This is a genomic window from Streptomyces herbicida, from assembly GCF_032656585.1.
GTDB classification, from domain to species: Bacteria; Actinomycetota; Actinomycetes; order Streptomycetales; family Streptomycetaceae; genus Streptomyces; species Streptomyces herbicida.
In genome coordinates this window covers 25,315-49,608 of the sequence record NZ_JAUYWJ010000034.1, presented here as the reverse complement: position 1 = coordinate 49,608, position 24,294 = coordinate 25,315, and the positions used below count along the sequence as shown (strand labels likewise).

Sequence of the window (24,294 nt, the reverse complement as noted above, 5' to 3'; positions counted from 1 at the left end):
GGGCTCCGGATCGGCGTGCTACGACGCGCTCCCCGCGCCTGGCTGCACCGTGCTGACGCTCAGGATGCCGACCGTCCCGGCGCAGGCGGTCGAGCTGTAGGCGACGTAGATCGGGGTCGTCTGACCCGGCGGATAGACCTGCAGGTATGTCGCGGCAGTCGGGTGGCACTGCTCCGCGGGGTAGTTGCCGGCGTTGGTGATCCGTAGCAGCGCGTTGCCGGTGGCCCCCGGCGCCAGCGTCACCAGCGTGGGGGGTGTGGTGCTGTTGCGGGTGGCGGCCGGGCCGATCTGACGGACGGGACTGCCCCCGGCGAGCGACACCCCGGGGTAGCCGTACAGGGTGCAGGTGGTGTTGGAGATGTTGGTGAAGTCGATCACCTGGTAGACGCTGCCGGCGGCGCCCTGGCTGACACCCGGTCTGGCGTTCAGAGAGCGGGTCGGGCAGGCGGCGGTACCCCTGTGCGTGGTGCCGGCCGGCACCTTGCTGGCGGTCGGCGCCTTGGTGGCGGTCGGCGCCTTGGTGGCGGTGCCCGTACCGCTGGCCCGAGCTGTAGCCGCCGCGGCAGGCGCCGTCGTAGCCGGTGCGCCCGAAGTAGCCGGTGCGTCGGAAACCGTGGCTGCGGCGGTGCCATTGGAGGAGGAGCCGGCCGAGCCCGTGCCGCAGCCGGTGGCGATCACCGCGATGCTGGCGAGTGCGGTGGCGGAGAGTACTCGCCGGAGTATGAGTGGAGCTGACAACGCGGTTGCCCTTCTGCTGCGCGGAGCGGCTCATTGGCCGTATGACACTCATGACGCCGCGGGTGCGGCGCCGGTTGTACCAGACACGTCCCGGCGGTTTCACTGTTGTGTCCCGGCCGCTCGCCGCCCAGACCGGCTTGCCGGACATGGCAGGTCCCGCATTCCGGCCGGCCGGGTCCCGTCCGGCGGGGCCGGCAGGGCCGGCCGAGCATCCACGCGGCGTATGACATCACCCCGCATCATCGTGTCCGGAGGTCTCACATGTGAGGCCCTCAGAACCAACCCTGGCGGTCCGTTGCCGCGCCCGCCCGCGGCAGGCCGCCCGCCGGCTCCCCGCCGAACGGTGAACGGCCCCACGCGGCGTGCGAACCGGGCGCGGGGCCGTGAACCCGGCAGTCCTGTCAGAGCCGGGCACCACGAACGTACGAGACCACCTGACGGGCAGGCACATCGGACGGGCCACACGAGTGACCGCCGGACGGGACCGCGCAGACGACCGGTTGCCGACCGAAGCCGCAGCGGGCGGGAACGTCGACGGGCCCGACGTCTGCCAGGCCCGTCGACCCGTGCGGCTGTCGCGGCCGACGCCGGTGTGGACGCGGACGGCGGCGCGGCCGTCCAAGCGGACGTGGCGGAGGGTGTAGGTGCGGCCGTCCTCGTCGGACAGGGTCCGGCCGTCCAGGTTCACCGCCCGGCGGGTGGTGTTGGTGAGGTCGATCCATTCCTTGTTGAGGGAGCGGTTGGAGCGGTCGTACCGGCCCGGCGAGTCGTACTGCACGTCACTGATGATCACCCGGGCACGGTCGGCACGCCCCGGGTGATCTCAGCGCGAGTCCGGCCGTGTGAGCATTGCTTGACCAAGTGGTGTGCAGCTCAGAGTCAATGCGCGCTCTCGTAGCGAGTGACGTTCTCCGAGACCTTCTTGAGCAGAGGCTCCAGATGGTCGACGAGCTGCTGATAGTCGCGGGCCCGGCCGTCCGACCACTGGGCCAGCCCGACCACCATGGCCCGACCATGCCCCGTGAAGGACTGCACCATTCCGCTGTCGGCCGGCAGGGTGCGCAGGCCCGATCCGGGCGGTGGGGCTTGCGCGGCCACCTCGTAGTCGTCGAAGGCCATGGTCAGCTGCGTCACCAGCTTCACCGTGTCCTGCGGATCCTTCATCGTGAAGATGGCCAGATTGAACTGGTTGTTTTGTGCGTCCTTGTAGAGCGCGATCTCCTCGCCGACGCAGCCCTTGCTTTCGGCGATCATGGCGGCCAGGTTCGGTCCGACTGAGTCGGACTCGGTGCAGGACTTCATCATGGCCGCGCCCAGTTTGGTGAAGGCGCCGGTACCGCCTCCCACATGAGCCGGGAACGCCTCGGTCAGCGGGATCACCGGCCGTGCTGCGTCAGTGCTCAACCGGGAGGCGCCGGGTGTGGGGGCGGAAGCAGTCGACACAGGCGCGACAGCTTCGTTGGACGACGAGCTCGTGGGCCTCAGCACGAGGAATGCCGCTGCCGCCGCCAAGACCGCCGGGGCGGCAACCCACGGCCACACCCGCTTCCGCGCGGGGGCGGGGGCTTCCGTCACCGTGGCGCCCCGAACGAAGTCGTGGTTGAGGACCACATTCCACTTGTCGTCGTCTCGGCTGTCGTGACCCGCGGGCATGTCGTCGTTCATAGGCACGGTGGAACCGTAGTGATCATCGCCGCTGAGCTGAGTACGGACAGGTCACAGCCTGATCACTATCCGGCTGGTCAGTTTCCCGGCAGCATTTGCCGGCCGCAGCGACGGCGACTTCACCGCCGCCCTCGGGGTGCCGACACTCGACGGCCCAGGAGCTGTCGGCGGCAGGGCGCACACCGATGACGAGTACCTCGTGGTGGACCGCATGCTCGAGAGAGCTGCTCTGGTGGCCGGACTGGTGGCCGCGGTCCGGGACACCCCCGGTACGTGAGCCCCGTACTCGCCCTGACTCTTGATCCTGGACACGGGTTCATGCGGCTAAGGCCGGCTTGGTTGATGGTGTATCGAGTGCCGTCTCGAAGGCGATCGGGCTGCGGTGCCCGAGGCTGTCTCCCGCTTGCAGGTTGCGTTGAAGGACTCGGCAAGCGCGTTGTCCGCCGAACTGCCCATCATGAAGTCTTTCCGTTCGCGTGTGGGCAGTTCCGCTGCGGGACTCGGACGTCGTTGCGCGTCGCTGTGGCGGGGGGGGGTCAGCGGGCGCTGCCGATGTTGCGGTCCGCGTCGGATCCCTTGAGCATCAGGGTGGTTTCCTCGATGCGGCAGAAGCGGCCGTCGGGGGCGAGGTCGGCGAACACATAGACCTCCATGACCACGGTCGTGCCGTCCGTCTTGGTGATGTGGCAGGTGTGCCGGTCGGCGTACTTGTCGCCGTCGTACAACTCCTCGTGAACCTCGACCTTGCCGTCGGCGACGATGCCGCGCAGGTGGGCGATGTGGTCGAGGAACTCGGCGCGATCGGCCCACTCGCCGTCCGTGCGCTGACGGTACTGCGGGGTGAAGTGGCGGTCGGCGGCCTCCTGCAGGGTGATGCCACGGTTGAAGAGCAGGTCGTTGAGGGCGGCTTCGATACCGGTGCGGGTCATGAGACGTTCCTTCCGGGGATGTGCGAGACAGAGGAGATGCGTGCGCCGCGCACGCTTCTTCTTCACCGTAGCACTAATGCGTGCGCTACGCACGCTTCTAGTCGGGTGGATGCCCGGCCGTGGCGGAAGGCAGCCAGCACGGGCACGTGGACGGTCGAACGCATGCGGGGCAGATCGGACGACCGGGCCACCGGGCCGTCGCAACGGAGCAGTTCGCTCGTTCACGGCCAGGACGGGCCGCCTGCGCAACGGCAGCCACGGCCACGGCTGTGACGCGCACCCTCACCGGGGCGCACCAGCATCGACGGGACGACGAGCCCGGACGCGAGCACTGCGCGCCGGGGGTCTGGCGTCAGCGGGCGCCGGTGACCGGCTGACGGTCGACGCATACGGAGTCAGGCTGCGCGTACTTGGCCCGCCCTCCGTTGATCTCCACACGTGCGCCGGGCCTGATGGTGTCGTACACCTCCTTCCCGTCCTTGGGCGCGAGGCCGACGGCGCCGAAGACGGCGTCCGCGCCGAGGGCGTCGAGGTCGGCGGGATCCAGCCCGAACATCAGGAGCCGCTGATGGTGACTGCGGTCGGTGAAGGTGACCGCCCACCGCCTGATGCCCGAATGACTGATGACCTTGCCGGGGCGCAGTTGCACACTGGGGTACTTGGCGGTGACCGTGACCGCCGTCTCGCCGATCGGGCAGAAGCTCGCCGGCGCGGCAATGCGGAACCTCTTGCTGCCGATGGTCATCGTGTGGGCGTCCAGGTCGACCTTCACCCGCTGAACGGGCGCCCGGGACGGGGCGGGTGCGGGGGCGCGGGACGCGGACGCCGCGGGGGGTACGCCCGGCTTGGCGGGGGAATCGAGGACGCCGGAGGTGACGGTGATCAGGGCCGCTGCCACCAGAGCGGTGGTGCAGAGCGCAGCGCGACGGCCGCGCCGGCGGCGTACCGCCCGGTTCCTGACCTGCGCGCCTGTGGTCGGGACCGGTGCGTTGCTGTGTGCGGCCAGATGGTGGAGCCGGGCGGAGAGCTCCGTCTCGGTCAGGGGCTGCGGGGGCTGCTGGTCAGGCACAGGCTTCCTCCGTCGGGTGGGGTTCCTCGCTCACCAGGTGAGCGGTGAGTGCCGTACGGCCGCGTGACAGACGCGCCTTGATGGTGCCGGTCGCTGCGCCGGTCTCGGCGGCTATCTGCTCCACGCTCAGATCGCACAGGTGATGCAGCACGATCGCGGTCCGCTGGGCTTCGGGCAGGCGCCGCAGAGCGGCGACCAGCGCCACATGGTCCGTGCTCGGTTCGGGCACCGGCCGCGGCGCGCCCGCGCCGCGGACCAGCTCCCACCAGCGGCGCGCGCGGCGCCAGCGGCTCACCCCCAGGCGGTGAGCCACCGTGCGGATCCATGCCTCGGGATCCCGCTCGCCGTCCAGGACGGACGAACACCGGTCCCAGGCACGTATGAACGCCTCCTGAACCACGTCCTGGGCTTCGGCGTAGTCGCCCGTCAGGGCGTAGAGCTGACCGACCAGACGCGGGTAGGCAGCCGTGTAGAAGAGGTCGAACTCGTCTTCGGTCACCTTGTCGTGCTCTCTCTCACGGCGCGAGGCGCGTGGTGTACGGCGGTGCGATGGGGGGTCCTGCCATGGTTTCGGCGAGGGATTATGCGGTCGTGGTCTGCCCGGCGGCGCTGCGCGCGAGCCACTGGCTCCAGGTCAGGTTCCAGTCGCCGTAACCGTTGCCGGGGGCGACGGTGTCCTTGTTCGCTCCGGTGACCGTGATGACGTCGCCGACGTGCACCTGGTCGTAGAAGCCCTTGGCGGTTGTGGTGGCCAGGCCGACACAGCCGTGGGTGACGTTACTGTGCCCGGCCGCCGTGTTTGCGTGCGGGTTCTGATGCACGTAGGTCCCGGACGTCGTCAGGTGCACGGCCCAGTAGTAGTAGTCGTGGTACGTGTCATTCGGGCCCATGCCCACGGTGCGGGAGTCCATGAACACCCTGGACTGCTTGTCCATCACCACCATCGTCCCGTTCCAGGTGTCCAGCCCTGGCCTCCCCGCGGTGATCGGGATGCGATGCCGCTTCCCGCCGGTGTCGACGGTCATCAGGTGCGTCTTCGTGTCGACCGTGGCGACCAATGACCGGCCGATGGTGAAGTGGCTCGTGCCGTGCGAGCCGCGACGCAGAGTGATCTTGGTGCCCGGCTGCCAGTAGGCGGTGCTGGGGCGGAAGTCGACACGCTCCCCGCCCGGAACAGTGCGGTCCTGCACCCAACTCCACGCGCCCCTCGTGCCGGACGAGGTCTGCACCCGCAGCCAGCTCTCCACGGCCCTGCGCTCGGCGGCGGGGACCCGCTGGGGGAAGGTGACGGATATCGGCATGCCCACACCGACCGTCTGCCCGTCGGACATGTTCACCTTCGCCCGCGCGAGCACGGCAGGCTCCGGCATGGACGGAGCCGAGCGCACGCCGGACGCCTTGCCCGTGCCGGCGCTGTTCTCGCCCGTCGCCCTGGTGGGCGCTGCCGCGGCGGATACCCGGGCATCCGGTGCGTCGCCGGTCGTCCGGACGCCGGTACCCGCGTCCGCCGAGCAGCCGACGGCCGAGAGCAGAGCGATACAGGCCGCGACAGCGGCGCCGAGACGGCCGGCGGTCCGACCGGCCGAACGGTCCACGTACATGAAATCCCCCAGGTGAAGTGCAGTCATCCCCTCCCATACGCACGGGCCCGGCACCGGGTTGCATCGGATCGGAACTTTTCCGGGAGAGAGGATGGAAGGCCGGATCGTCGCGGTCTGCGGTGCCCAGCGGCGGGGCAGTCGGACAAGGGCGGGCGCCAAGGCGCCGGGGCATCGACGAGCCGGGCACAGGCGCGCGAGGGCCTTGCGGGTCTCTCCGCCGGGCCGGGCCCACGCCCCGGCTGTGGCGGCTGGACGAGGACTCCGAGGGCGCGGCCCGGGCGGAATGCGCGGCGCCACACAGCCACTTGTGATCCAGTTGCTTGACGCGGTACTTCTCGGCGTACCTTTCACGGGCCCGCCTTGCTGGCTGCGTTGTGCGTGGACGTGCATGCGTGTCCGGACAGACGCCTCCCCCGGGTGGTAGCAAATCCTTGGGACAGGGACCGGCGTTCGCGCTAGGCGAGCACACACGTTCGCGTGCGTCCGTCTTCGGACGGGGGGCCGCCGGTTCAACGACTCTCAGGAAGCACCGGCGCGGTCGCACGCGCGCGCAGCCCCGACCGGAAACCGGCAGGAGCTACCGTGCCGCCGTCTTCTTTTGGGCAGCTCGTGGACCCCGGCTTCAATGTCCTCGCCGCAGGCGTCAAATGTCTCATACCTGCCCCCAATTCGCTTGCATGTTCGCACGTTTGTACGAAAGTATCGGTCCGACCGAGCCTCGCCACCGAATCTGACCGGTTCGGGACTTGTCGAGGCGTCACATGCGAACAGGGGGAAGATCAGCATGAGACTTGCTCGGCGAGCCGCGGCTGGTGTCTTGACGTTATCGGCCGTTGGCTCACTCGTTGTCGGATCCGCCGGCTCCGCTTCGGCGGCCGACCCGTGCGCCCATAAGTCCCAGTCGCACATCGTGAAGAAGTACTACCGGGGACCTCTCGTCGTCCCGCTGCGGTGCGGCAGTAACTCCTGGGGCTACCGGCACCTCGTGCACCGAGGGCGCTGGAACAGCGACTTCGACAAGAAGATCAGCCACGCCATCTGGCGCGGCGAGCAGGTGTACATCCCCGGGGGGCGCTGGCACTACTACATGGAGGCCATGCCTCCGTGCAGCAAGTACTTCGGGGTCCTGGACAATCCCGGCCCGTACGGGCGCGACCACAGGATCAATCCGCAAGGCATCATCACGGCCTACTCTATGGAAGACGCACCCGGTTCCGTGGTCGCTCCGTCCGCCGAGCCGAGGCGCCCCGCCTGCTGATGGAACAACATGGTCTTCACACCTGAAATCCGGGACCGGCTGTGCGATCTGCTCCGCGAGTACGAGCCGGCGTACGCCGTTCCGACACACCTCGAACAGGTGCGGTTGACCCAGCGGACGCTGTCCGACGGGGAGCGAGAAGCCGAGCGGACCTTCCTCGAGGTCGAGGTCTCGGTGACCCCGTCGGACGGCGGACCGGAGCGCTGGCTGCTGAGCCTCGACTTCCACGAGGATGCCCGAAACCTGCTCGGTGCCGAGGCGGACGAGTCCGAACTGCGCACAGCGGCGCTGATCATCTTCGCGAATGTCGACGAGTGGTGGCGCTGCAAGGATCAGGAGGCTGCGACGGCAGCCATCGGCCAGCGGCTCGCTTAGACACCTGGTAGTCCACCCCCAACCTCACCATTCCCGCTGGTCAGAGACGTAGTGTCAAGCGGCCGTACGCGTCCGCGCGGCGCGGCGCCCCTTTCCGCCCGGCACACGCCGGCCCGCCTTGAGCCGCCAGTGACCTGGTCGGCCGGCGTTGAGGTCATCCGACGCCCGAGGCAGCGGTGCGAGCGCCTGGATGCCACGCACGCCCGCCTGGAGAACCGCCACTCGCCGTGGAGCGAGATGTCCATGCACCAGAAGCGGCCGACGATGGTGTCGAGGCTGGTGGCTGTGGACCGGGCACACCAGAGGAGCATGCCAACGCCCCCGGAGAGTGAGGCCCGTACGAGCGAGCGGTGGTGTGGGACGCACACAGGTGCGTCCCACACCACCTTCCTCACAGCAGACCTAATGCCTGCTCGATACGGAGCACCAGTGGTGCGGATCCGAGAAATCCGCCGCCGCCCCAACCCAGAGCGGCGGGGAGTCCGATGCCCACTGCGGACCCGATGATGCCGACGATGAGCGCGATGTTGATACCCACGAGAACTGCAATGATCACAGCCATGATTTTCACCGTGGCCGTTACGGGAGGACGCTGCGGGATCACCGGTGTGCGCCCCCCAGCTCGCCGATCACGTATCGATCATTGCGCGTGTGTACCTTCATTAGTGGGCCCCCTTGGTGGCTCGAAGGAAAAGGATCCTGCCTGCTGAATCCGGGCAAGGTTCCAAGTGGGCAGGGTCCTTACCGTCGCCGGTGCCACGACGGCCTTCGTCGTGGCGCCGGCGTTCTCAACTGAAGCACACCGTTTTGCCGTTATGGCTGGCGGTGCGGCAGGGGGCGCACCAGGTATCCCCGATGAACCGAAACTGCTGATGCGCGTGCGATGGACGAGTTAAAGCTTTGAGCGGCCTTTACCAAAAAGCGCCGTGAGAACTGATGCCAGTGTGACTTTGTGAGTCACACATAAAAGATATTGGAGCAAGCCGTCGCGCGATCGCGACAACAGGCGGGCAACGGCTCCGAGCGTTGCGTTTGCCGGCCGAGGTCGCTCTATTCACAGATGCGCCACCGCATGGAAAAGCATGCTGTGGCGGCTCGTGATTCTCTGCGCCCCTTCATGCTGTCATGCGCCTACGGTGCAACCAGCGGAGTTTTCCGGCTGGTTGGAGCAGGCGGGTATGCGCGTGGAGGAGTGTGTCATACCGGGTAGGCAGCACAGCGGTTGTCACGCTGTCCCACCGACTCGTCCCTGACGTGGGGGTTCGAGGTCCGTTGGACACTCGCAATGCGATCATCGTGGTCGGTCCGGTGGCGAAGCTGCCGTACTCGGCCTCCTGCGTTGATATGCGCATCTTTCAGGATTCGATGGTGGAGGAGGCATGAACCGGGTACAACCGTGGCAGTCCGCGCCCGGTGAGAAGGCAGTGGAGCGCGGCTGGTGTCGGGGGGACGCATGCAAAAGCGCTATCAGGTGTTCATCAGCTCCACCCGTGAGGACTTAGCGGAGGAGCGGCGGGTGCTGACGGACGCCCTGCTGAAGAATCAGTTCATTCCCGTGGGCATGGAGCAGTTTCCTGCCAGCCCTGACGGGGCGTGGCCGCTGATCAAGCGATTCATCGACGAGTGCGACTTCTACGTGGTGATCATCGCCGGCAAGTACGGATCGCTTCACCCGGAGACCAAGCTCAGCTACACGGAGAGCGAATACCGCTATGCGGCCCAGGCCAAGAAGCCGTTGCTGGCCTTCATCCATCGAGACCCTGGTTCGCTGCCCGCTGCCAAGGTCGAAACCGACAGCTCCAAGCGTCGCAAGCTGACAGCGTTCATCCGTCATGTGGAGGCCAACCTCGTCCGTGCCAGTTGGACCGATGCCCGTGACCTCGCCTTCGAAGTGACCGCTGCGCTCAACCAGATAGCACCGAAGAGTGACGCCGTCGGCTGGATACGAGCCGACGAGGTACCCGAACAGTTCGGTCTCCTCAATGACGACCTCGTCCAGCCCTGCGCCCAGCTGGGCATCAAGCAGGTCAGCGTCGATGGGGTTGCCGGCCCTGCCATGCCGGAGAACCTGTCGCGGGCCCGCACCATCCGCATCATGTCGACGAGTGCCATTCGGCTGTTGGAGATATACAAGCAGCCCCTCGCCGCGGCCCTGCGGGCCGGCGCGGCCATCAAAGTGCTGCTCCCCGACGCCTCGGGAAGCTTCCTGGCCGATGTCGAGGAGTCGGAGTCGGAGTACGGGCCTCGGGGTGTCAGCATCTCGAGCGAGATCGCCGTTGTCCGCACCCGTCTGCGGGAGATCCTTGGCGCGGCATCGTCTCCCAACGCACTGACAGCAGCGGGAACCATAGAGATCGGCTACTTCACCACCCATCTGCGCTCCACGCTCGTCCTCTGTGACGACCACTGGGGGTGGATGACACTGACCTTGCCTCCCGCCCGCGCTCCGGAGACCGCTTCCCTGGCCCTGGACGGCGGAGACCGCTCTCTGCTGAGCGTCTGCGTCCGTCATTTCGAACGCACCTGGGCCGTTGTTGCCTCACGCGGCGCGACAGAAGTGCTGGTTCTGTAGCCGGTGGGTAGGCATAGGCGCATGGCCAACGTCCCGGACGAGACGATCCACGCCGTGCGCACAGCGTGGGAAGAAAGCCTCCAGCGCGCCAAATCGCTGATGACCGAGCGCAGTGGCACACCCCGCGTCCTGATTGAAGTAGCGGCCCAGCACCCGCTGGTGGGGGGAGTTCACCCCAACGAAGAGTTCGAGGCACGCCTCAATCGCGGCTACGAGCTTTACACCCAGTTCCTTGAAAGCGGGCAGGAGGTGGAGCTCTACGTGCCTGGCAGTCGTCACATGTTCCACGGCCACCCCGACAAGATCAGCCTCAGCGCGGCAGGGACCACCTACCTGGTCGCCCGCGGCATCCCCGCCGCGCACGTGCATGGCGACGACCTGAACCACCGGTACAAAGGCGACGACGGTGTCTACAACAGCGCCGATGAGTGCTTCGTAGCGGCCTCACACTTCAAGGACGCCAACTTCGGAACCCTGGTCAGCGTCTTGAGTCCTGGGCAACTACACCGCAAGATGCTCCATTACATCCATTTCGGTGTCCTGCCTCTGGCCTACACCGCGCCAACCGTCAGCGCCTTCCACGATTACGTCCATGAGGCGCTCGTCGAGCTGCCGCATGTGCTGTACGACGACCCCGGCCTCCAAGCCCCGGACTCGGCGAAAGCCAACCGTCTGCGTGCACGGCGACGCCCCCCAGCCGACTAACGCAAGGACGCACTCTGTGGCCGCAGCCAGACAGCGCATACGGATCTTGCTCGGCACCAGGCACGGCCTCACCCTGCTGGGACGCAACTGGGTCTTCTGCTTCGGCCTGTTGTCGGGTGCGGCTCAACTGGTCCTCGCCCTGTGGCCGAACAGCCCCCTTCCCCGGTGGCCGGCTCTACTCGGCCTTACCGCACTGGCCGCACTGTTCGCCGCGTACGCCTCTTTCCCCCGCACGACCCTCAGCCGCACATTCACACACCCCGACGTCACCGTCACCGTCGAAATCGGTGACCTGTTCACATACCCCTGCCATCTCGTCATCGGATTCACGGACACCTTCGACACCGACACCACCGACGAATCCCTCGTCGCACCCCGCAGCGTCCAGGGCCAACTTCTACACAGGATCTACAACGGCGACGTAGCCGCCCTCGACGCCCGTCTGACGGAAGCACTCACGGACGCCACTCCAGTACATACCGAGCCACAAGCAGCCAAGCGAAAGGGCAAACGGGTGCGCTACCCCGTGGGCACCGTCGCCGTCATCAGAAATCCAGAGCGGAACTACTTCTGTGTCGCCTACGGCCGCATGAACAACAACCTGGTCGTCAGCTGCGACACTGAACAACTATGGGGCAGCCTCGCTCTGCTCTGGGAAGCCATACGCCACCATGGGCACCGCGACCACGTTGCGATGCCCATCACCGGCTCCGACCTCGCCCGAATCAACAACATGGACCAGGCCGGCCTGGTGAAACTGATCCTTCTGTCCTTCGTGGCCCACTCGCGCGCACGCGGCGTGTGCGGTTCACTGACCATCGTCGTACGCCCGCAGGACTACCACCGAATCGACATGCTCGCCCTCGCCGTCTTCTTGCAGTCCTTGTGAATGACAGAACGCTGTCTTCCGGGGCTCGCGTCCGCCAGCAATGATCCCGGCTGCAGAGGCGAGCGAACTCCGGCCATCCCGCTGGCACACGAGCCGCCACAGCCATCCGGCGCCTGGCGACGTCGCTGACACCCCATCGGCGACGGCCCCGCAGCAGCACGAACTATCGGTCGGCACAGGGGCCAACCACGAATCGTCACGGAGGCCGGCCAGGGCGCATCCGAGCGCCCCTGGCCACCCATCGGTCGAAGTCACAGGAGTAGGAGCTCGGCCCGGTGATGCGGGCGGAGCCCCTGGAGAGGGTGGAGACTTGGACTGCCGAGCCTTGTAACGGCTGCGGTCGGTACCGCGAGTCGGTGCCGTGGGACATCAAGAAGGATCAAGAGCAATGGCAACTGGCCGCGTGAAGTGGTTCAACGCCGACAAGGGTTTCGGCTTTATCCAGCAGGACGACGGCGGACCGGACGTGTTCGTTCACTTCTCCGCCATCACTGGCACCGGCTTCAAAGAACTGAACGAGGGCGAGCAGGTCGAGTACGACGTCACTCAGGGGCCCAAGGGTCCCCAGGCGGAGAATGTCGCCAGGATCAGCTGACCAGCGCCTGGCACCCCGTCCCGCCAGCCGAAGCTGGCGGGACGCCGCTGCAAGTCACGGGGCGGGACGGCCGTCAGGGCCTTCACGGATTGAGGTCCAGTGCGCGGACCGGCTCGCCGATCCAACGGTCGGGGGCGGCCGTAGCGATGATCGCCCCGTCAGGACCTCGCCGACCACGAGCGCGGTACGTACGTGACCGACTGGGTCGCCGACAAAACCCGCTACCGCCTGACCATCGACCCAGCCGAGCAGACCGCGCTCGCCGGGCGTTTCCCCGCCTGCCTCGCCGGCCCAACCGCCACGGCGACCGTGGGCCTGGACCTCCGCCGTCCCAACCGGGCAGAGTCGACGGCTACGAGTCCGTCTTGGCCGCACCGCTTTCTACACTCGAGGGATGAACAACTACACGTGCACCCATTGCGGCACGGTCGGTCTGATGGAGGGCTTCATCGAGGACGCCGGCGAGCACTCGCGCGGGTACGCGCGCTGGATCGAAGGCGCATTGGAGCGGGGGATTTTCGGGGGTGCCAAGCGGATGGGCCGGCCCCGGCGGCAGATAGAGGCGTACCGCTGCCCCAAGTGCGGACACCTCGAACTGTTCGCCACCGGCGCGGTGTAGTCGGCCCCCGTTGTTCCCGGCCTCGCCCGGATCGTGTCCCTTCTCGTGGTGCAGCCGATCAAGGCGTGGGAGTGCGCGGCGTCTGCCCTGGGCGCACACCTGATGCGGGTGGCCTCGGCCTCGATCAGCTGCTGGAGTCACCAAAGGTCCGCACCGGCAGCTTCTTCCCGTCGCTGATGGAACGCCGACGCCGCGTCGACCAGGCCCTCTACGCCGTCATCATGGAGGCGTACGCGCGCGGAGGGTCCACCCGCAGCGTGGATGACCTGGTCAAAGCGGATCAACCCCGGTTTCGGATTCGATGCCGATGTCGACGTGGCCGTCAGCTGCAGTGCTTTGCGCAACCTTGAGAGGATCAGGGTATGGCGGACTCACCTGTGCGGATCAATGCCCTCATCGTCGATGCCACCGACCCCGAGCGGCTTGCTGTGTTCTGGTCTGAACTGCTCGGCAGGCCGATCGTGGGCCGTATGGGCCCATACGTATGGCTGCGGCGAGAGGACGACCTGGGTCTGGGCTTCCAGCGGACCGCCGAACCCAAGTCGGGCAAGAACCGCATGCACTTCGACGTGACCTCACCCGATCCCGCCGCCGAGCAGCGGCGGGTCGAGACGCTTGGCGGACGCAGGATGGAGCAGTACGCCGACGGAGGGTTCCTGGTAATGGCGGACCCTGAGGGCAATGAGTTCTGCATCATCCCTGAGGGCCCCTTCGAACTCGACGACGAGGGACGCGCGAGCTACCTCAGCTGACCGACTTTCCTGCCTGGGCGCCCGCTGCCCAGTGTGTGATGCCGAACAAGGGGGGTCGCTTGGTCGAGGAGTAATTGTCAGGAGTTGTTGACTGGCAGTCCGTCAGGTGCCACATCGATCTTTCGTTCCAGCAGTGTGACTGTGACGCCGGGCGCGATCTGACGCTCGCTTTTGGGAGTGAATCCGCGTCCCTGGTAAAGGGCGAGGGCGGGCTGGTTGGCGGTGCCGGTGGAGACCAGGGTCACTGCTGCGGGCTCCAGGGCATCGAGACTGTTGAGCAGCGCTGTCGCGATGCCGCGGCGGTGTGCACGGGGATGGACCACGAGGCGGCAGATATCCAGGGTGCCGTCGTGCAGTCGGGTCCAGGACACGGCTCCGGCCAAGCTGGTCTCGTCCGTGACTCCGAGGAATGACTCCGTGCAGCCGCGCAGCTCCTGGAGGGTTTCGTGCAGTGGCGGGATGCCGTCGAATCCGATGAGTTCGGCCTCCACGGCGTAGGCCGCGCGCTGAAGTTCCCACAAGTGCCGCAAAGCGACCGGATCGGCCAGGTCCAGCCGCTGGGGTTCGCTCAGTTGTCGGCGGGGTGCTGCGCTGGTGCTGCGGTGGCTTGTCACGCCGCAATCGTTTCAGAACGCTCTATCAGCACGCCCCTCTCGAAGCGTGCTCCGGCGCGGACCAGAGCTACGAGTGTGGTGCGATCGCGGCCCATCACCGCTGCCGGGCGGACTCGACGGGACTGAAGACCATGGTCAGGGCGGCTGTGCGGGAGCCGGCGCCCTCACGTCGCACATTCCTCATGCTGTCCGTCAAGGCACGAGAGCGGTGGACTGCGGTGAAGCTCAATCAGCCGATTCCCGGTCGTCGGAGTAGATCACCAGGGTCTGTTCCGGCTGTTCGGCCAGGTGGAATGCGGTGTAAGCGAAGTCGACGATCCCGCGTCCCGGGCGCCGTAGCCGTTTCCGTCCGCCATGCCGGGCCTGCACGTCGTACTGCGGCCACCAGGCACGCACTTCAGGGCTGCCCGCGTTCAGCTCGTCGATCAGCCGGGTGTACCGGGGATCCCCCGGGTGGCGTCCGGCAAGCGTCCGCAACCGGGCGAGCAGGCCACGTGCCTCGGCCTCCCAGTCGACCAGGACGCCCCGGGCGGCAGGTTCGAGGAACACCCAATGGGCGAAGTTCGCTCGCCCGTCCGCCGCGGTGAGGCGCGGGAACAGGTCATCGGCCGCCTGGTTGTGGCTGAGCACGTCGTAGTTGCCGCCGATGATGTACGCCGGATGCGGCTGGAGCAGGAGCGGGACGGCTGCCACCTCGGCGGCGAGAGGCTCGGGTTCTTCGATTTCGACCGCGGGCGCGTGACCGGCGAGCCGGAAGAGATGACCGCGTTCGTGTCGGTCCAGTCGCAGCGCCGAGGCGAGGGCGTCGAGCACCTGGTCCGAGGTGCGGATGTCCCGGCCCTGCTCAAGGTACGTGTACCAGGTGGCGCTGATCCCGGCGAGCAGCGCGAGTTCTTCCCGGCGCAGGCCCGGGGTCCGTCGTCGGCCGGTGTGCGGCAGTCCCACCTGGTCAGGGGTGATCCGCTCTCTCCGGCTGCGAAGGAAAACGCCCAGCTCACGGCGCTGATTCGGCTGCGTCTGCACGGTGGATGGCACCCCTGGTTCCAGAATAAACACGTTCTGGATACCAGGCTAAACACCTCACAGACTGGATCCCGAGTGGGAGGTACAGCTCTCACCGATGACCTGTACGTCACCGGCCACCGGTGATTCAGAAAGCAGAGGAAGACATGTCCGGAATCGACGGCAAGGTCGTGGCGATCACCGGAGCCAGCAGCGGCATCGGCGAGGCGACCGCACTGCTGCTTGCCCAGCGAGGCGCGCGGCTCGTCCTGGGCGCGCGCCGGTCCGAGCGCCTCGCGAACCTGGTGGCGCGGATCGAGAACTCGGGTGGCACGGCCGTGCAGACCCGCACGGACGTGACCCGGCCGGACGACCTGCACGCCCTGGTCGCACTGGCCGGCGAGCAATTCGGCCGGCTCGACGTGCTCGTCAGCAGCGCCGGAGCCGGCACGATCTCGCCTCTGGACGATCTACGGGTCGACGAATGGGACCAGCTGGTCGACGTCAACGTGAAGGGCGTGCTGCACGGAATCGGCGCAGCGCTGCCGGTCTTCCGGGACCAGGGCGCGGGCCACTTCATCACCATCGCCTCCACGGCCGCATTTCGCATCGTGCCGACCATGGCGGTCTATGCCGGCACGAAGTTCGCGGTCCGCGCCATCTGCGAAGGCTTACGCCAAGAGGCCGGTGATTCTCTGCGGGTGACCACCGTCTCGCCCGGCGTAGTAGAGACCCACTTCGCTGCCGCATCAACGAATCCGCAGGTCCGAGCACAGATTACGCAGATGCGGGACCGGATCGCGATCCCGCCCGAGGCGATCGCCCAAGCCATCGCGTTCGCCATCGAGCAGCCTGCAACCGTCGACGTCAACGAGATCGTCGTCCGGCCCACCGCCCAGAACTGACCCCGCTCAGGTTCGAGGCGCATGGCCATGTCCAAGGTCGCCCTGCGCAGCCGGCAGCGCCTGGCGCTGCTCCGTACTGGCGGAGACCACTTGTTCCTTGTGCGGTATTCCCTGGGCTCAGGCTGTGACGCTGCGGCCATGGGTACGCGTGGCCACGACGATGCGGCGGCCGGTGGTGTTCGACGGCCGGAACCTGCTCGAGCCGCGACATATGCGGACCCTGGGCTTCACCTACATGGCGGTGGGCCGGCCGTAGGACGCCGGCCACAGGCAGCAGACTGCCCCGGCCGCCCGATCCGTGCCTGGGCCGTGGGCGAACGGCTCCGCAAACTCGGCGTCCCGCTCGCACAGACACGCCCGACCACCCTGTTCCAGCTCGCCACCGAACTGCCCGCCGCAGTCCTCGCCCGCGCCCCGGGCACCGGCGTCACCGTCGCCGTCACATGGCAGCGAGCCGCCGCCGGAGACTGCGCCGCCTACGCAGCCGAGGTCAGCCGGCGGCCGGTCAGGACAGGTCAGTGCCCAGCATGGAATACATGAACATGTCCCGGCGCTCCTCGCCCACCTGCTGCCAACTGCGGAGCAGACCCTCACGCCGGAAACCGACGCGCTCAGCCGTTCGCACCGAGGCGGCATTCCACGGCTCGACATACAGCTGAAGACGGGGAATCTGCAGGTCATCGAAGGCCCAGCGCGCAACCGCGGAGAGGGCTTCCGCCGCAATCCCTTGGCCACGGGCCGACCCGGCCAGCCAGTACCCCAGCGATGCTCGTCCGTCGCCCCGGTCCTTCAGCCAGAGTCCGACCATTCCGAGCGGGCACCCGTCCTCGATCCGCACGATGACAAATGGATACCCGCTGCCGGCACAGGCGCGCTCCCACTGCCGTCGGACGAAGGCTTCGCCCGCCTCCTGCGAGAACGTCGCGGGAACGGTCGTGATCAACGGGATGTAGTCATCGCTCGATGCCTCCCGCACGAGAGGCAGATCGCCGAGCTCCCAAGGACGGAGCAGGAACCTGTCACCCGCAGCCAAGCGCGGAACCTCCAACGGCTGAACCATGATCGCATCCTGCCGCGATCACTGCCAGGACGCGCCCCGTTTCACAGCTGAAACGGCTCCGCTCACCGCTGCAGGACAAAGGGGCAGGCCCTGGAATCTCCAGCCTCAACCCGGGGCGCCTGCGGCGTCTGCCGGCCGCACAGCCGGTCGCTGCCCGGGCAGTGCGGGCAGCGACCGGTTGTCCGGTGTTACGACAGCAGTGCGCCGTGAGGGCGACGGCGAGGATGGCGAGTGTCATCGCCCGCACGAACCAGGGCCTGTCTCCGATGCCCTTCCAGTCGGCGGTGAACGTCAGGGTGGCGATGCCGAAGACGGGGCCTGCCGGCCGGGCCACGCTGACCGTCCGGTCGAGGAAGTAGACCAGCGGCAGGTAGAAGAGCGAGTTGCCGGACGGACTACTTCAGGTCGTCGAAGCATGCCTTTTTGATGGCTTTGATGCCGAACAGGCTGGATCCGCCCGAGCCGAGGGCGGACAGGGCCCCCTTCTTGGTGTCCACGCTGGCCAGGACCGTGAGGATCTTCTTGATCCCCCCGGCTTCCTTGATCACCTTGTAGGCCTTGGCTCCAGGGATGAAGGCGGCCCCGAGCGCGGCTCCGCATTTCATGGAGTTCCAGGTGTCGGTGACCATGCCCTCGCCTATCTCCTTGGCCTTGTCCCACCAGGAAGGGTCGGCGACGACCGGGAAGGCCGTGTTCTCGTCGGCCTGGATCGTCTGGACGAGTTCACCGCCTTCCAGGCGGTAACTCGTCTGGACCGGCGCACCGTTCGCGTCGAAGGCCCAGGGGGCGGCGAACGCTCCGACCGGGCGGCCGGCCTTGTCGGCGACGGTCACCCCGCCGTTGGCGTTGACTGCCGCGCTGCTGCCTTCGGGGAGGTTGAGCGGGAAACGGTACTCGCTGGGCGCGTCGGCATTCTTGAGGACGACCAGCGCGCTGACCGCGCCGCTGTCCGAGACGCGGACGGCCACGTCCGTGGGGGCCGCCGGCTCGGCGTACATCACTGTGCCGTCCGGGTACGTCTCGGACTGCGCCTGCGGCGAGCCGGGCAGCCCGACACCGAGCCGGGCACCCGAGGAGTCGGCCACGACGACGCGCCCGGAACCCGAATCAGGTATGCCCACACGGGCTCCTGACGGTGGCGCACCTGCCGTCTCGTCCGTCGCGGCACTCGCTGGACCGGCCATGGCCAGGAGTGCCCCGGTGGTCAGTGCCGCGAGCAACGGGAGCGTGTGGCGGTGGTATGAGGCCCGGGAGCCGGTTCTGAACACTCGAAATCCTTCGGTCTTGTGCATAGGGGTCCGGCCTGCGAAGCAACTCGGGCCCGCGGCCGGCCAGTTCGATCATAGAAGTCCGATGATCACCAGACCTACCCATATGAGCAAGATCTGAGGTACATGGCTTTCATGCCTGTTTTGACAGGTGTTCCGCGCCTTGCATGTGCCGGTCACCCAGCCCCACGTCACCATGAAGGAGCGTCATGTGGCGGTGCCGGTTGCTTCAGCAGCGATCACTCGGTCCAGGCGCTCGCCATGTTGCCGGGTCGACGGCGGAGCGTCCTCGAGGACATCGGCCGGCGTCGGCCGGCGCACGGGTTGTTCCGTGGCCGGCCGGGTGGGTTCGGTGGGTTCAGGAGGTCGGGGCGACGAGCGTGTGCTCGGTTCCCAGGCGGTTGGCGAGTGTGTCGGTGTACATGGTGGTCTCACCGTCGGACCAGCGGATGAGAAGGTCGTCGGTACGACCGTTCCCGGTGTAGTCGCCGGTCGTCATGGCCGCGTCGTGCGTCCACAGCTTGTTGGGGTTCAGGATGCGCTGCTCGGTGCCGAGACCCGACGTGGTGGTGCCGACGTAGTTGTCGAGCTCGCCGTCGGACCAGCGCACCATGAGGTCCCACGTCTGGTTGCCGGAGAACTCGCCGCTGGTGAGAAGTGTGGCGTCCTTCCAGGTGTCGTGGGGGGACTTGAGCTTGTGCTCCTGGCCGAAGGTGCCGGCGCTGACGTTGGTGTAGAGGGTCAGTTCGCCGTCGACCCAGCGCACGATCAGATCGGTGACGTACTGGGAGGCGTTGAAGCGGCCCGCCGCGATCTGGGTGGCGTTCTTCCAGGTGTCGTTGGGTTTGATCATCTGGGTGCCGGCCCGGTTCAGGCCCTTGGAGCCGACGTCGCCGTAGAGGGTGACCTCGCCGTCGGACCAGCGCACCAGCAGGTCGAACTGGTTGGAGCCGGTGAAGTCGCCGGCCGTGATGGTGGCCGCGTGGGTCCATGTGCTGTTGGCGGCGAGCAGCTGCCGTTCGGTGTCGTAGCCACCGCGTCCGTTGCCGGGGTAGAGCGTGACCTCGCCGTCGGTCCAGACCACGATCATGTCGCTGTGGCCGGTGTGGCGGAAGTCGCCGGAGGCCAGCAGCTTGGCGTGCTGCCAGGTGGGCGCCGTGCCGGGCAGCCATGGGTCCGTCGACGGCTGGTACGGAGGCTTGCTGTCCACCAGTCGGTGCGCGGCCGCGTCGTTGAACAGATCCTGGGCGTCCTCGCCGTAGATCGGCGAGTACGTCACCCAGTCGTCGTTGGCGTCGTTGCCGCCGCCGTTGTACCCCCCGGTGTTGCCGATGACCTTGCCGGTGCCGGTGGTTGGGTCGTAGTCCTCAATCCACGGGCCGCCGGAGACGCCTCCGTAGAAGCCCTTGCAGGTCATGCGCATCTGTCGGAAGCCGGGGAGCTGCGCAGTGGTGACGGGGCAACGGACCGGCTCATGCTTGGGGTTGACGCTGTCAGTGCTGGGATAGCCGATGACAGTCACCTTGTGGGTGTAGCTGGTGGTGGGCGTGAACGTCAGAGCCCCGGTGACGTCCTCCACTTCGCCCCGGCTGTTGGCGCCGGCCCATACGAAGGCCAGGTCGAGGTCGGAGGTGGGCGCTTTGGTGTTCTTCTTGTAGCGCGGGTCCAAGTACACCTGGGTGACCGGGAAGACGCCGTGCGGCTGATCGGCGGCGGACTCGCCGTTGCGGTACTGGGGCACGAAGATGCGGTGCTTGGCGCCGTTCAGGCCGACTCCGCAGTGTCCGGCGGTCAGGACGATGTCCTTGGCGGCCGTGTGCACGACGCTGCCCGTGCAGTACGTGCTCTTGCCGCCCAGCGGCGTGCCGTCGAAGAAGAACGTGCCCACCATCGGGTGGCCGCCGAAATGCTCGGGATCGGGCGTGCCGGACGGCGGTGGCCGGTGCGCGGCGGCCGCACCGGTCAGGCCGTGCCGTGCGGCGGCGGCCGGAGCCGTAATGGAGTCGACCGGGACGGCGTTGTCCATGCGGTCCGCCGTCCAGTACTTCTCCTCCTCACCGAGGTTCGGTGCGTGCGAGGGTGAGGGTGAGGTGGTCGGTTCGGCGGCCCCCGTGGTCGCCGACGACGAGGGTGCCGGTGGCTGCGACGGCGCCTGGGCCTTGGTGGCGGGGGGCGTCGGCGCTGCGGAAGCCTGCGGCAGCAGGGCGGCGGTCGCGGCCGAAACCGGAGCGGCGCAGAGTACGCCGGCGCACAGTCCGAGCGCGAGGGCCGGAATCCATCTGTGTCTGGAACGCAATGAGGTCTCTTTCCATCTTGGAGGAGGCCGAACGGCAAGCGGTCCCGAACTTTCCAGAATCACACATTCGTTCGATGCAAAGATCGGCAGCATACTACTGAGCAGTCCATGACATAACGTCAAATATCAAGACGGGCAAGGCGATGGATCGACTCCGTACAGCCGCATGGGCGGCGCTCCCGCTCCTGCTGCCCCTCCTGACAGCAGGGCCGGCCTCGGCTTCCCCGCCGACACCGACGCTGCCACTGCACAGTGTCCGGTCCGTTCATCCCGGCGACAGTCTGGCGGTCAAGGCAGCGGACGGACAGGCCGCGTACGGCGACACCGTCGACTCACCCGCGTTCGTCGCGGCCGGGAAGCTGCGCATGGTGGCACCACTGCTGACGGCCACCGTCACCATTGCCTGCGACACCCGGCCTGGCACCTATCCGGTTACCCGGGCCGGAGCCAACGCCGAGGGCCCGGTGGGTCGTCCGGCCCCATGGGCGCGGGTGCACGTCGAGCCGACTGACGAGGACGCACGCCGCGCCTGCCGCGACAAGGTCAAGAACATGCCCCCGCCGGACCGCGAAGAACGCTGGGCGGCAACCGACACGTGGCCCCAGTCGCCGTGGGACGTACGGACCTTCCGGGCCGGCAGCCGCATCACGATCACCGACAACGACGACGAGGGCAAGGACGGATACATCACCCTCACTTCGCGTGTCTTCACCGACCGGCCCACCCTGCGTGGCGCCAAAGCCGTCCTGACCGCCACCACCACCCTCAAGTGCGACGCCGCGCCCGGCCTCTACGTCGTCTACCGGCACGACGTCGACCAGGACGGCCCTGACAAACCGTGGGCCCGGCTGCGCATCTCCCCCGCAGCACGCGCGGGCGCCTGCTCCACACAGGCGGCGGCGCACTCCTCCGGCACATCCCGCACCGCGATGGTGGCCTGGACCGGAGGCGGCCTGCTCCTCGCCTCAGCAGCCGGTACGGCGCTTCTCCTACGGGCCCGGGCCCGCCGCCGCCCACACTCCGCCTGAACGCTGCGCAGGACGAGACGAGGCAGGAGCTGCCGACTCTCGCAGCCCGGAAGATGTCACAGGGTGCGTACATCTCGCCCAGCCCTCGGCGAGGAGGTGCCGGCACGGTACGGCCTACCGCGTGCGTCGCAGGGTTGCCGAGAGATGGTGCTGCAGCGGTTGGCCGACCGCCGCGAGGTCGTGGACGAACGTGAGTGTGTCGTTGTCGGTCAGGGTGTAGCGGCGGCGGGTGGCGTTGACTTCCTTGGCAGTGGGTGTGAGGGCCACCTCGTGGGTGGCGAGATCGACCGTGTCCTGTGCCGCTCGGCCGACCGCGATCTCGGCGATGCCGGTGGGCTGGGTGATCAGCGCCTCCACCCGGCCGTCGGGCTGGAGCCGCCACCATCCGCTCTCCCGAGCCGCCGGGCGCAGGGGTGCGCCGTCGGCGTCGAGCAGCCAGGCCCGGGCCTCGTAACGGAGGAAAGGGCGGCCGTCGTGGCTGAAGGTGACCTGCTGTGCGTACGTGAAGTCCCCCTCGAGTGTGGGGTATTCCCCTTGGCCCCGGCCGTGCCATGTGCCCAGAAAGCCGAGTACGGGCTCGAGCAGAGCGTGCGGTGCGGGCGCGTCGTCCGGCCGGTGGGCGTCGGGGTACGGGTGCTCCGGTGCGGGGTCGTACACGTTCGCGCTCCTTGGGTTGTGCCGGTGCCGGGTGAAAGCCTAGGCGTCCATCTGCTAGGCGACGCGCAGGGCGGTCAGCTCGGGGTTCAGCGCGCGGTGGGGCGGGTGGCGGGCTGGAAGCGGAAGGAGACCGCCTCCATCAGCGGCTTGCGCTGCGTTTTCTGGACGGCGGCGATGCGCCACGCTCCGTCGGCCTCGCGGACGACCGTGTACGTGGCGAGCTTGCCGAGCTTGGCCAGGTCGTCGTCGGCTTTCGGGTCGCCCTTGCGCACATCGCCGCGCGTGATGACCACGGCGGTGTCGGTGCCGTAGAAGCGCAGGTCGGTGATCTCGACGATCAGCCGGGTGCCCTTGAGGAAGCTGCCGAACAGGGCCTGGTGGGCGCGGCCGATCTCCGTACCGCCGTGATACGCGGTGCCGACGTAGGTGACATCGGTGGCGTCCGCCGTGAACTGGTCGCCGTACGCGGCGCCGTCGCCGTTCGCCCAGGCCGCGCAGCTGCGCTCGAGCAGGGCATGGACGGCCGCGGTGTCCGCGGTGCGGGCCGGGTCGAGGGGGGTGGCGGGGTTCAGGTGCGCGGCCATGGTGGTCCTCCGGTGCGCCGGTGATATCTTCTTCGAAGAAGATACTTCTTTGAAGACTTCTCTTCCTTAAAGAAGAGATTATGGAGTGAGGAAGCCCGTGTCAACGCCTGCCAGGCGCCCCGACGCCAGCCAGATCTACCGCCGTTACCTCAGCGCCGTGATGCTCCACGGCCACGCCAGCGCCAGAGCCTGCGAGCTCGGCGCCACCGACCTGTACGCGCTGAACATCCTTCATTTGACCGGCCCCATGACCCCCGGTGAGCTGGGCACCCGCACCGGCCTCACCACCGGACCGACCACCCGCCTCATCGACCGCCTGGAGCAAGCCGACTACGTACGCCGCGTCCCCTCCCCCGACGACCGGCGCAAGGTCATCGTCGAACCGGCGGGCAAGCCCGCCGACCTTGATCGTGTCATGGCCCCCGCCCGGCAGAGGATCGGCGAGATCCTCGGCAGCTACTCCCCCGAGCAACTCGACGTCCTCTTCGACTACTTCACCCGCGCCGCCGTCGCCTACCAGGCGGCCGGGGAGCAGCTGCGCACCGAGGGCGGCGGCTGACGTCGGCGCACCACCGGCCCACTCCCCCGCGTCCAGGGGCGGTGATGGTTGGAGGATTTGGGCCGGCTTCCAAGACCTGCCACCCGGGGAAACGCGGGACGGGGGTGGCCCATTGGTTCCAGTCGCGCCCGGCCCGGGTGTGGCCCGGGCGGTCTCGTATGTGTGCTTGTCATTGACTGCAGTGCATGCGAGGCGTCCTGGTGGACTTAGCTGATGAACTTCAGGTCAATCAGGTAAGTCCACCAGGACGGGGGCACATCAGGTTGCGCGGCGCAGTGGTACGACGACCTCTTCGCCGGTGGCCTTGGGGCTCAGGCGGTAGTAGCGGATGTGACCCAGGCGCTCGGACTCCTCCAGCCAGCCGGACTCGACGATCTGGCGGCGGGTGCGGGAGAAGACGGTGGGCGACATGCCAAGGACGTCGGCCAGCTCGGCGGCCGTCTTGCTGACCGTGCCGGCGCGGTCCGTGGGGTGCGCGGCGTAGAGCATCAGGATCAGGCGCTGGTTGGCGGGCAGGCCGGCGGTGTGTTCCAGCAGGCGGAGGGTCATGTCCT

General features: G+C 67.8%; 27 protein-coding genes and 2 pseudogenes. 13 read left to right on the top strand and 16 right to left on the bottom strand.

Features of this window, described 5'->3' with window-relative positions; all coding sequences use genetic code 11:
* Positions 1–18: 18 nt before the first annotated feature.
* The 3 genes from Q8A52_RS43940 to Q8A52_RS43930 all read right to left on the bottom strand — a co-directional run bounded on the left by Q8A52_RS43940 (position 19) and on the right by Q8A52_RS43930 (position 2,403).
* Positions 19–738 (bottom strand): DUF4232 domain-containing protein, encoded by a 720-nt coding sequence (locus tag Q8A52_RS43940; protein WP_316763107.1) that lies wholly within the window; start codon positions 736–738, stop codon positions 19–21.
* 229 nt (positions 739–967) lie between these two features.
* Positions 968–1,531 carry a lamin tail domain-containing protein gene (locus Q8A52_RS49335; RefSeq protein ID WP_408649357.1) on the bottom strand — a complete coding sequence of 188 codons (564 nt, stop codon included), beginning with the start codon at positions 1,529–1,531 and terminating at the stop codon, positions 968–970.
* Between the two features lie 86 nt (positions 1,532–1,617).
* Entirely contained in the window at positions 1,618–2,403 is a 786-nt protein-coding gene (locus tag Q8A52_RS43930; protein WP_316763105.1) for a hypothetical protein, read from the bottom strand.
* A gap of 91 nt (positions 2,404–2,494) precedes the next feature.
* Between Q8A52_RS43930 and Q8A52_RS43925 the strand changes: the two are divergent.
* Positions 2,495–2,680, top strand: a pseudogene (locus Q8A52_RS43925) (M20 family peptidase); the annotation flags it as partial.
* A gap of 259 nt (positions 2,681–2,939) precedes the next feature.
* Here the strand turns inward: Q8A52_RS43925 and Q8A52_RS43920 are convergent.
* From Q8A52_RS43920 to Q8A52_RS43905, 4 genes are all read right to left on the bottom strand, one after another.
* The gene (locus tag Q8A52_RS43920) at positions 2,940–3,332 is read right to left on the bottom strand and encodes a nuclear transport factor 2 family protein (protein ID WP_316763102.1); all 393 of its coding nucleotides are present in this window, start codon (positions 3,330–3,332) and stop codon (positions 2,940–2,942) included.
* 352 nt (positions 3,333–3,684) lie between these two features.
* Positions 3,685–4,401, bottom strand: a complete 717-nt coding sequence (locus Q8A52_RS43915) for a hypothetical protein (RefSeq protein WP_316763099.1) — start codon at positions 4,399–4,401, stop codon at positions 3,685–3,687.
* On the bottom strand, positions 4,394–4,900 hold the full coding sequence (locus tag Q8A52_RS43910; protein ID WP_316763096.1) for a SigE family RNA polymerase sigma factor: 507 nt from the start codon (positions 4,898–4,900) through the stop codon (positions 4,394–4,396). Before Q8A52_RS43910 ends, Q8A52_RS43915 begins: the two co-directional genes overlap by 8 nt.
* Before the next feature lie 82 nt (positions 4,901–4,982).
* Positions 4,983–6,029 carry a L,D-transpeptidase gene (locus Q8A52_RS43905; RefSeq protein ID WP_316763094.1) on the bottom strand — a complete coding sequence of 349 codons (1,047 nt, stop codon included), beginning with the start codon at positions 6,027–6,029 and terminating at the stop codon, positions 4,983–4,985.
* An 883-nt stretch (positions 6,030–6,912) separates the two neighbouring features.
* Between Q8A52_RS43905 and Q8A52_RS43900 the strand changes: the two genes are divergently transcribed.
* Both Q8A52_RS43900 and Q8A52_RS43895 read left to right on the top strand, forming a co-directional pair.
* On the top strand, positions 6,913–7,260 hold the full coding sequence (locus Q8A52_RS43900; protein WP_316763091.1) for a hypothetical protein: 348 nt from the start codon (positions 6,913–6,915) through the stop codon (positions 7,258–7,260).
* A 9-nt stretch (positions 7,261–7,269) separates the two neighbouring features.
* Positions 7,270–7,635 carry a hypothetical protein gene (locus Q8A52_RS43895; RefSeq protein ID WP_316763090.1) on the top strand — a complete coding sequence of 122 codons (366 nt, stop codon included), beginning with the start codon at positions 7,270–7,272 and terminating at the stop codon, positions 7,633–7,635.
* Positions 7,636–8,026: 391 nt separating this feature from the next.
* On the opposite strand, the gene Q8A52_RS43890 is transcribed toward Q8A52_RS43895, so the two are convergent.
* A complete protein-coding gene (locus Q8A52_RS43890; protein ID WP_316763087.1) occupies positions 8,027–8,197 on the bottom strand; it encodes a hypothetical protein in 171 nt (56 codons plus the stop codon).
* Positions 8,198–9,088: 891 nt separating this feature from the next.
* Here Q8A52_RS43890 and Q8A52_RS43885 point away from each other — a divergent pair.
* The 7 genes and pseudogenes from Q8A52_RS43885 (at position 9,089) to Q8A52_RS43855 (ending at position 13,767) form a co-directional block, all read left to right on the top strand.
* A complete protein-coding gene (locus tag Q8A52_RS43885; RefSeq protein WP_316763084.1) occupies positions 9,089–10,207 on the top strand; it encodes a DUF4062 domain-containing protein in 1,119 nt (372 codons plus the stop codon).
* 21 nt (positions 10,208–10,228) lie between these two features.
* Positions 10,229–10,912, top strand: a complete 684-nt coding sequence (locus Q8A52_RS43880) for a hypothetical protein (protein WP_316763081.1) — start codon at positions 10,229–10,231, stop codon at positions 10,910–10,912.
* 16 nt (positions 10,913–10,928) lie between these two features.
* The gene (locus Q8A52_RS43875) at positions 10,929–11,801 is read left to right on the top strand and encodes a macro domain-containing protein (protein ID WP_316763079.1); all 873 of its coding nucleotides are present in this window, start codon (positions 10,929–10,931) and stop codon (positions 11,799–11,801) included.
* A 388-nt stretch (positions 11,802–12,189) separates the two neighbouring features.
* Positions 12,190–12,396 (top strand): cold-shock protein, encoded by a 207-nt coding sequence (locus Q8A52_RS43870; protein WP_316763076.1) that lies wholly within the window; start codon positions 12,190–12,192, stop codon positions 12,394–12,396.
* A gap of 394 nt (positions 12,397–12,790) precedes the next feature.
* Positions 12,791–13,015: a hypothetical protein gene (locus Q8A52_RS43865; RefSeq protein ID WP_316763074.1), complete on the top strand. Its 225-nt coding sequence runs from the start codon at positions 12,791–12,793 to the stop codon at positions 13,013–13,015.
* A gap of 122 nt (positions 13,016–13,137) precedes the next feature.
* Positions 13,138–13,293, top strand: a pseudogene (locus Q8A52_RS43860) (transposase); the annotation flags it as partial.
* A gap of 84 nt (positions 13,294–13,377) precedes the next feature.
* Complete coding sequence (locus Q8A52_RS43855; protein WP_316763072.1) at positions 13,378–13,767, top strand: VOC family protein; 390 nt, start codon at positions 13,378–13,380, stop codon at positions 13,765–13,767.
* A 77-nt stretch (positions 13,768–13,844) separates the two neighbouring features.
* Here the strand turns inward: Q8A52_RS43855 and Q8A52_RS43850 are convergent, their stop codons facing one another.
* Together Q8A52_RS43850 and Q8A52_RS43845 are read right to left on the bottom strand one after the other, a co-directional pair.
* Positions 13,845–14,381, bottom strand: a complete 537-nt coding sequence (locus Q8A52_RS43850; protein WP_316763069.1) for a GNAT family N-acetyltransferase — start codon at positions 14,379–14,381, stop codon at positions 13,845–13,847.
* A 225-nt stretch (positions 14,382–14,606) separates the two neighbouring features.
* Positions 14,607–15,404 carry a helix-turn-helix transcriptional regulator gene (locus Q8A52_RS43845; RefSeq protein WP_316763066.1) on the bottom strand — a complete coding sequence of 266 codons (798 nt, stop codon included), beginning with the start codon at positions 15,402–15,404 and terminating at the stop codon, positions 14,607–14,609.
* 146 nt (positions 15,405–15,550) lie between these two features.
* On the opposite strand from Q8A52_RS43845, the gene Q8A52_RS43840 reads away from it, so the two are divergent.
* On the top strand, positions 15,551–16,288 hold the full coding sequence (locus tag Q8A52_RS43840) for an SDR family oxidoreductase (protein ID WP_316763064.1): 738 nt from the start codon (positions 15,551–15,553) through the stop codon (positions 16,286–16,288).
* 505 nt (positions 16,289–16,793) lie between these two features.
* On the opposite strand, the gene Q8A52_RS43835 is transcribed toward Q8A52_RS43840, so the two are convergent.
* From Q8A52_RS43835 to Q8A52_RS43825, 3 genes are all read right to left on the bottom strand, one after another.
* Positions 16,794–17,348: a GNAT family N-acetyltransferase gene (locus Q8A52_RS43835; RefSeq protein ID WP_316763062.1), complete on the bottom strand. Its 555-nt coding sequence runs from the start codon at positions 17,346–17,348 to the stop codon at positions 16,794–16,796.
* Between the two features lie 395 nt (positions 17,349–17,743).
* On the bottom strand, positions 17,744–18,469 hold the full coding sequence (locus tag Q8A52_RS43830; protein WP_316763059.1) for a hypothetical protein: 726 nt from the start codon (positions 18,467–18,469) through the stop codon (positions 17,744–17,746).
* A gap of 505 nt (positions 18,470–18,974) precedes the next feature.
* Entirely contained in the window at positions 18,975–20,912 is a 1,938-nt protein-coding gene (locus Q8A52_RS43825) for a trypsin-like serine peptidase (protein WP_316763056.1), read from the bottom strand.
* A 143-nt stretch (positions 20,913–21,055) separates the two neighbouring features.
* On the opposite strand from Q8A52_RS43825, the gene Q8A52_RS43820 reads away from it, so the two are divergent.
* Positions 21,056–21,940 (top strand): hypothetical protein, encoded by an 885-nt coding sequence (locus tag Q8A52_RS43820; RefSeq protein WP_316763054.1) that lies wholly within the window; start codon positions 21,056–21,058, stop codon positions 21,938–21,940.
* A gap of 114 nt (positions 21,941–22,054) precedes the next feature.
* On the opposite strand, the gene Q8A52_RS43815 is transcribed toward Q8A52_RS43820, so the two are convergent.
* Positions 22,055–22,597, bottom strand: a complete 543-nt coding sequence (locus Q8A52_RS43815) for an FABP family protein (RefSeq protein ID WP_316763051.1) — start codon at positions 22,595–22,597, stop codon at positions 22,055–22,057.
* A gap of 86 nt (positions 22,598–22,683) precedes the next feature.
* Positions 22,684–23,181 carry an SgcJ/EcaC family oxidoreductase gene (locus Q8A52_RS43810; RefSeq protein WP_316763049.1) on the bottom strand — a complete coding sequence of 166 codons (498 nt, stop codon included), beginning with the start codon at positions 23,179–23,181 and terminating at the stop codon, positions 22,684–22,686.
* A gap of 97 nt (positions 23,182–23,278) precedes the next feature.
* Between Q8A52_RS43810 and Q8A52_RS43805 the strand changes: the two genes are divergently transcribed.
* Positions 23,279–23,740, top strand: coding sequence for a MarR family winged helix-turn-helix transcriptional regulator (locus Q8A52_RS43805; RefSeq protein ID WP_316763045.1), 462 nt, complete (start codon positions 23,279–23,281; stop codon positions 23,738–23,740).
* A 258-nt stretch (positions 23,741–23,998) separates the two neighbouring features.
* On the opposite strand, the gene Q8A52_RS43800 is transcribed toward Q8A52_RS43805, so the two are convergent.
* Positions 23,999–24,289: a cyclic nucleotide-binding domain-containing protein gene (locus tag Q8A52_RS43800; RefSeq protein WP_263217399.1), complete on the bottom strand. Its 291-nt coding sequence runs from the start codon at positions 24,287–24,289 to the stop codon at positions 23,999–24,001.
* Positions 24,290–24,294 lie beyond the last annotated feature (5 nt).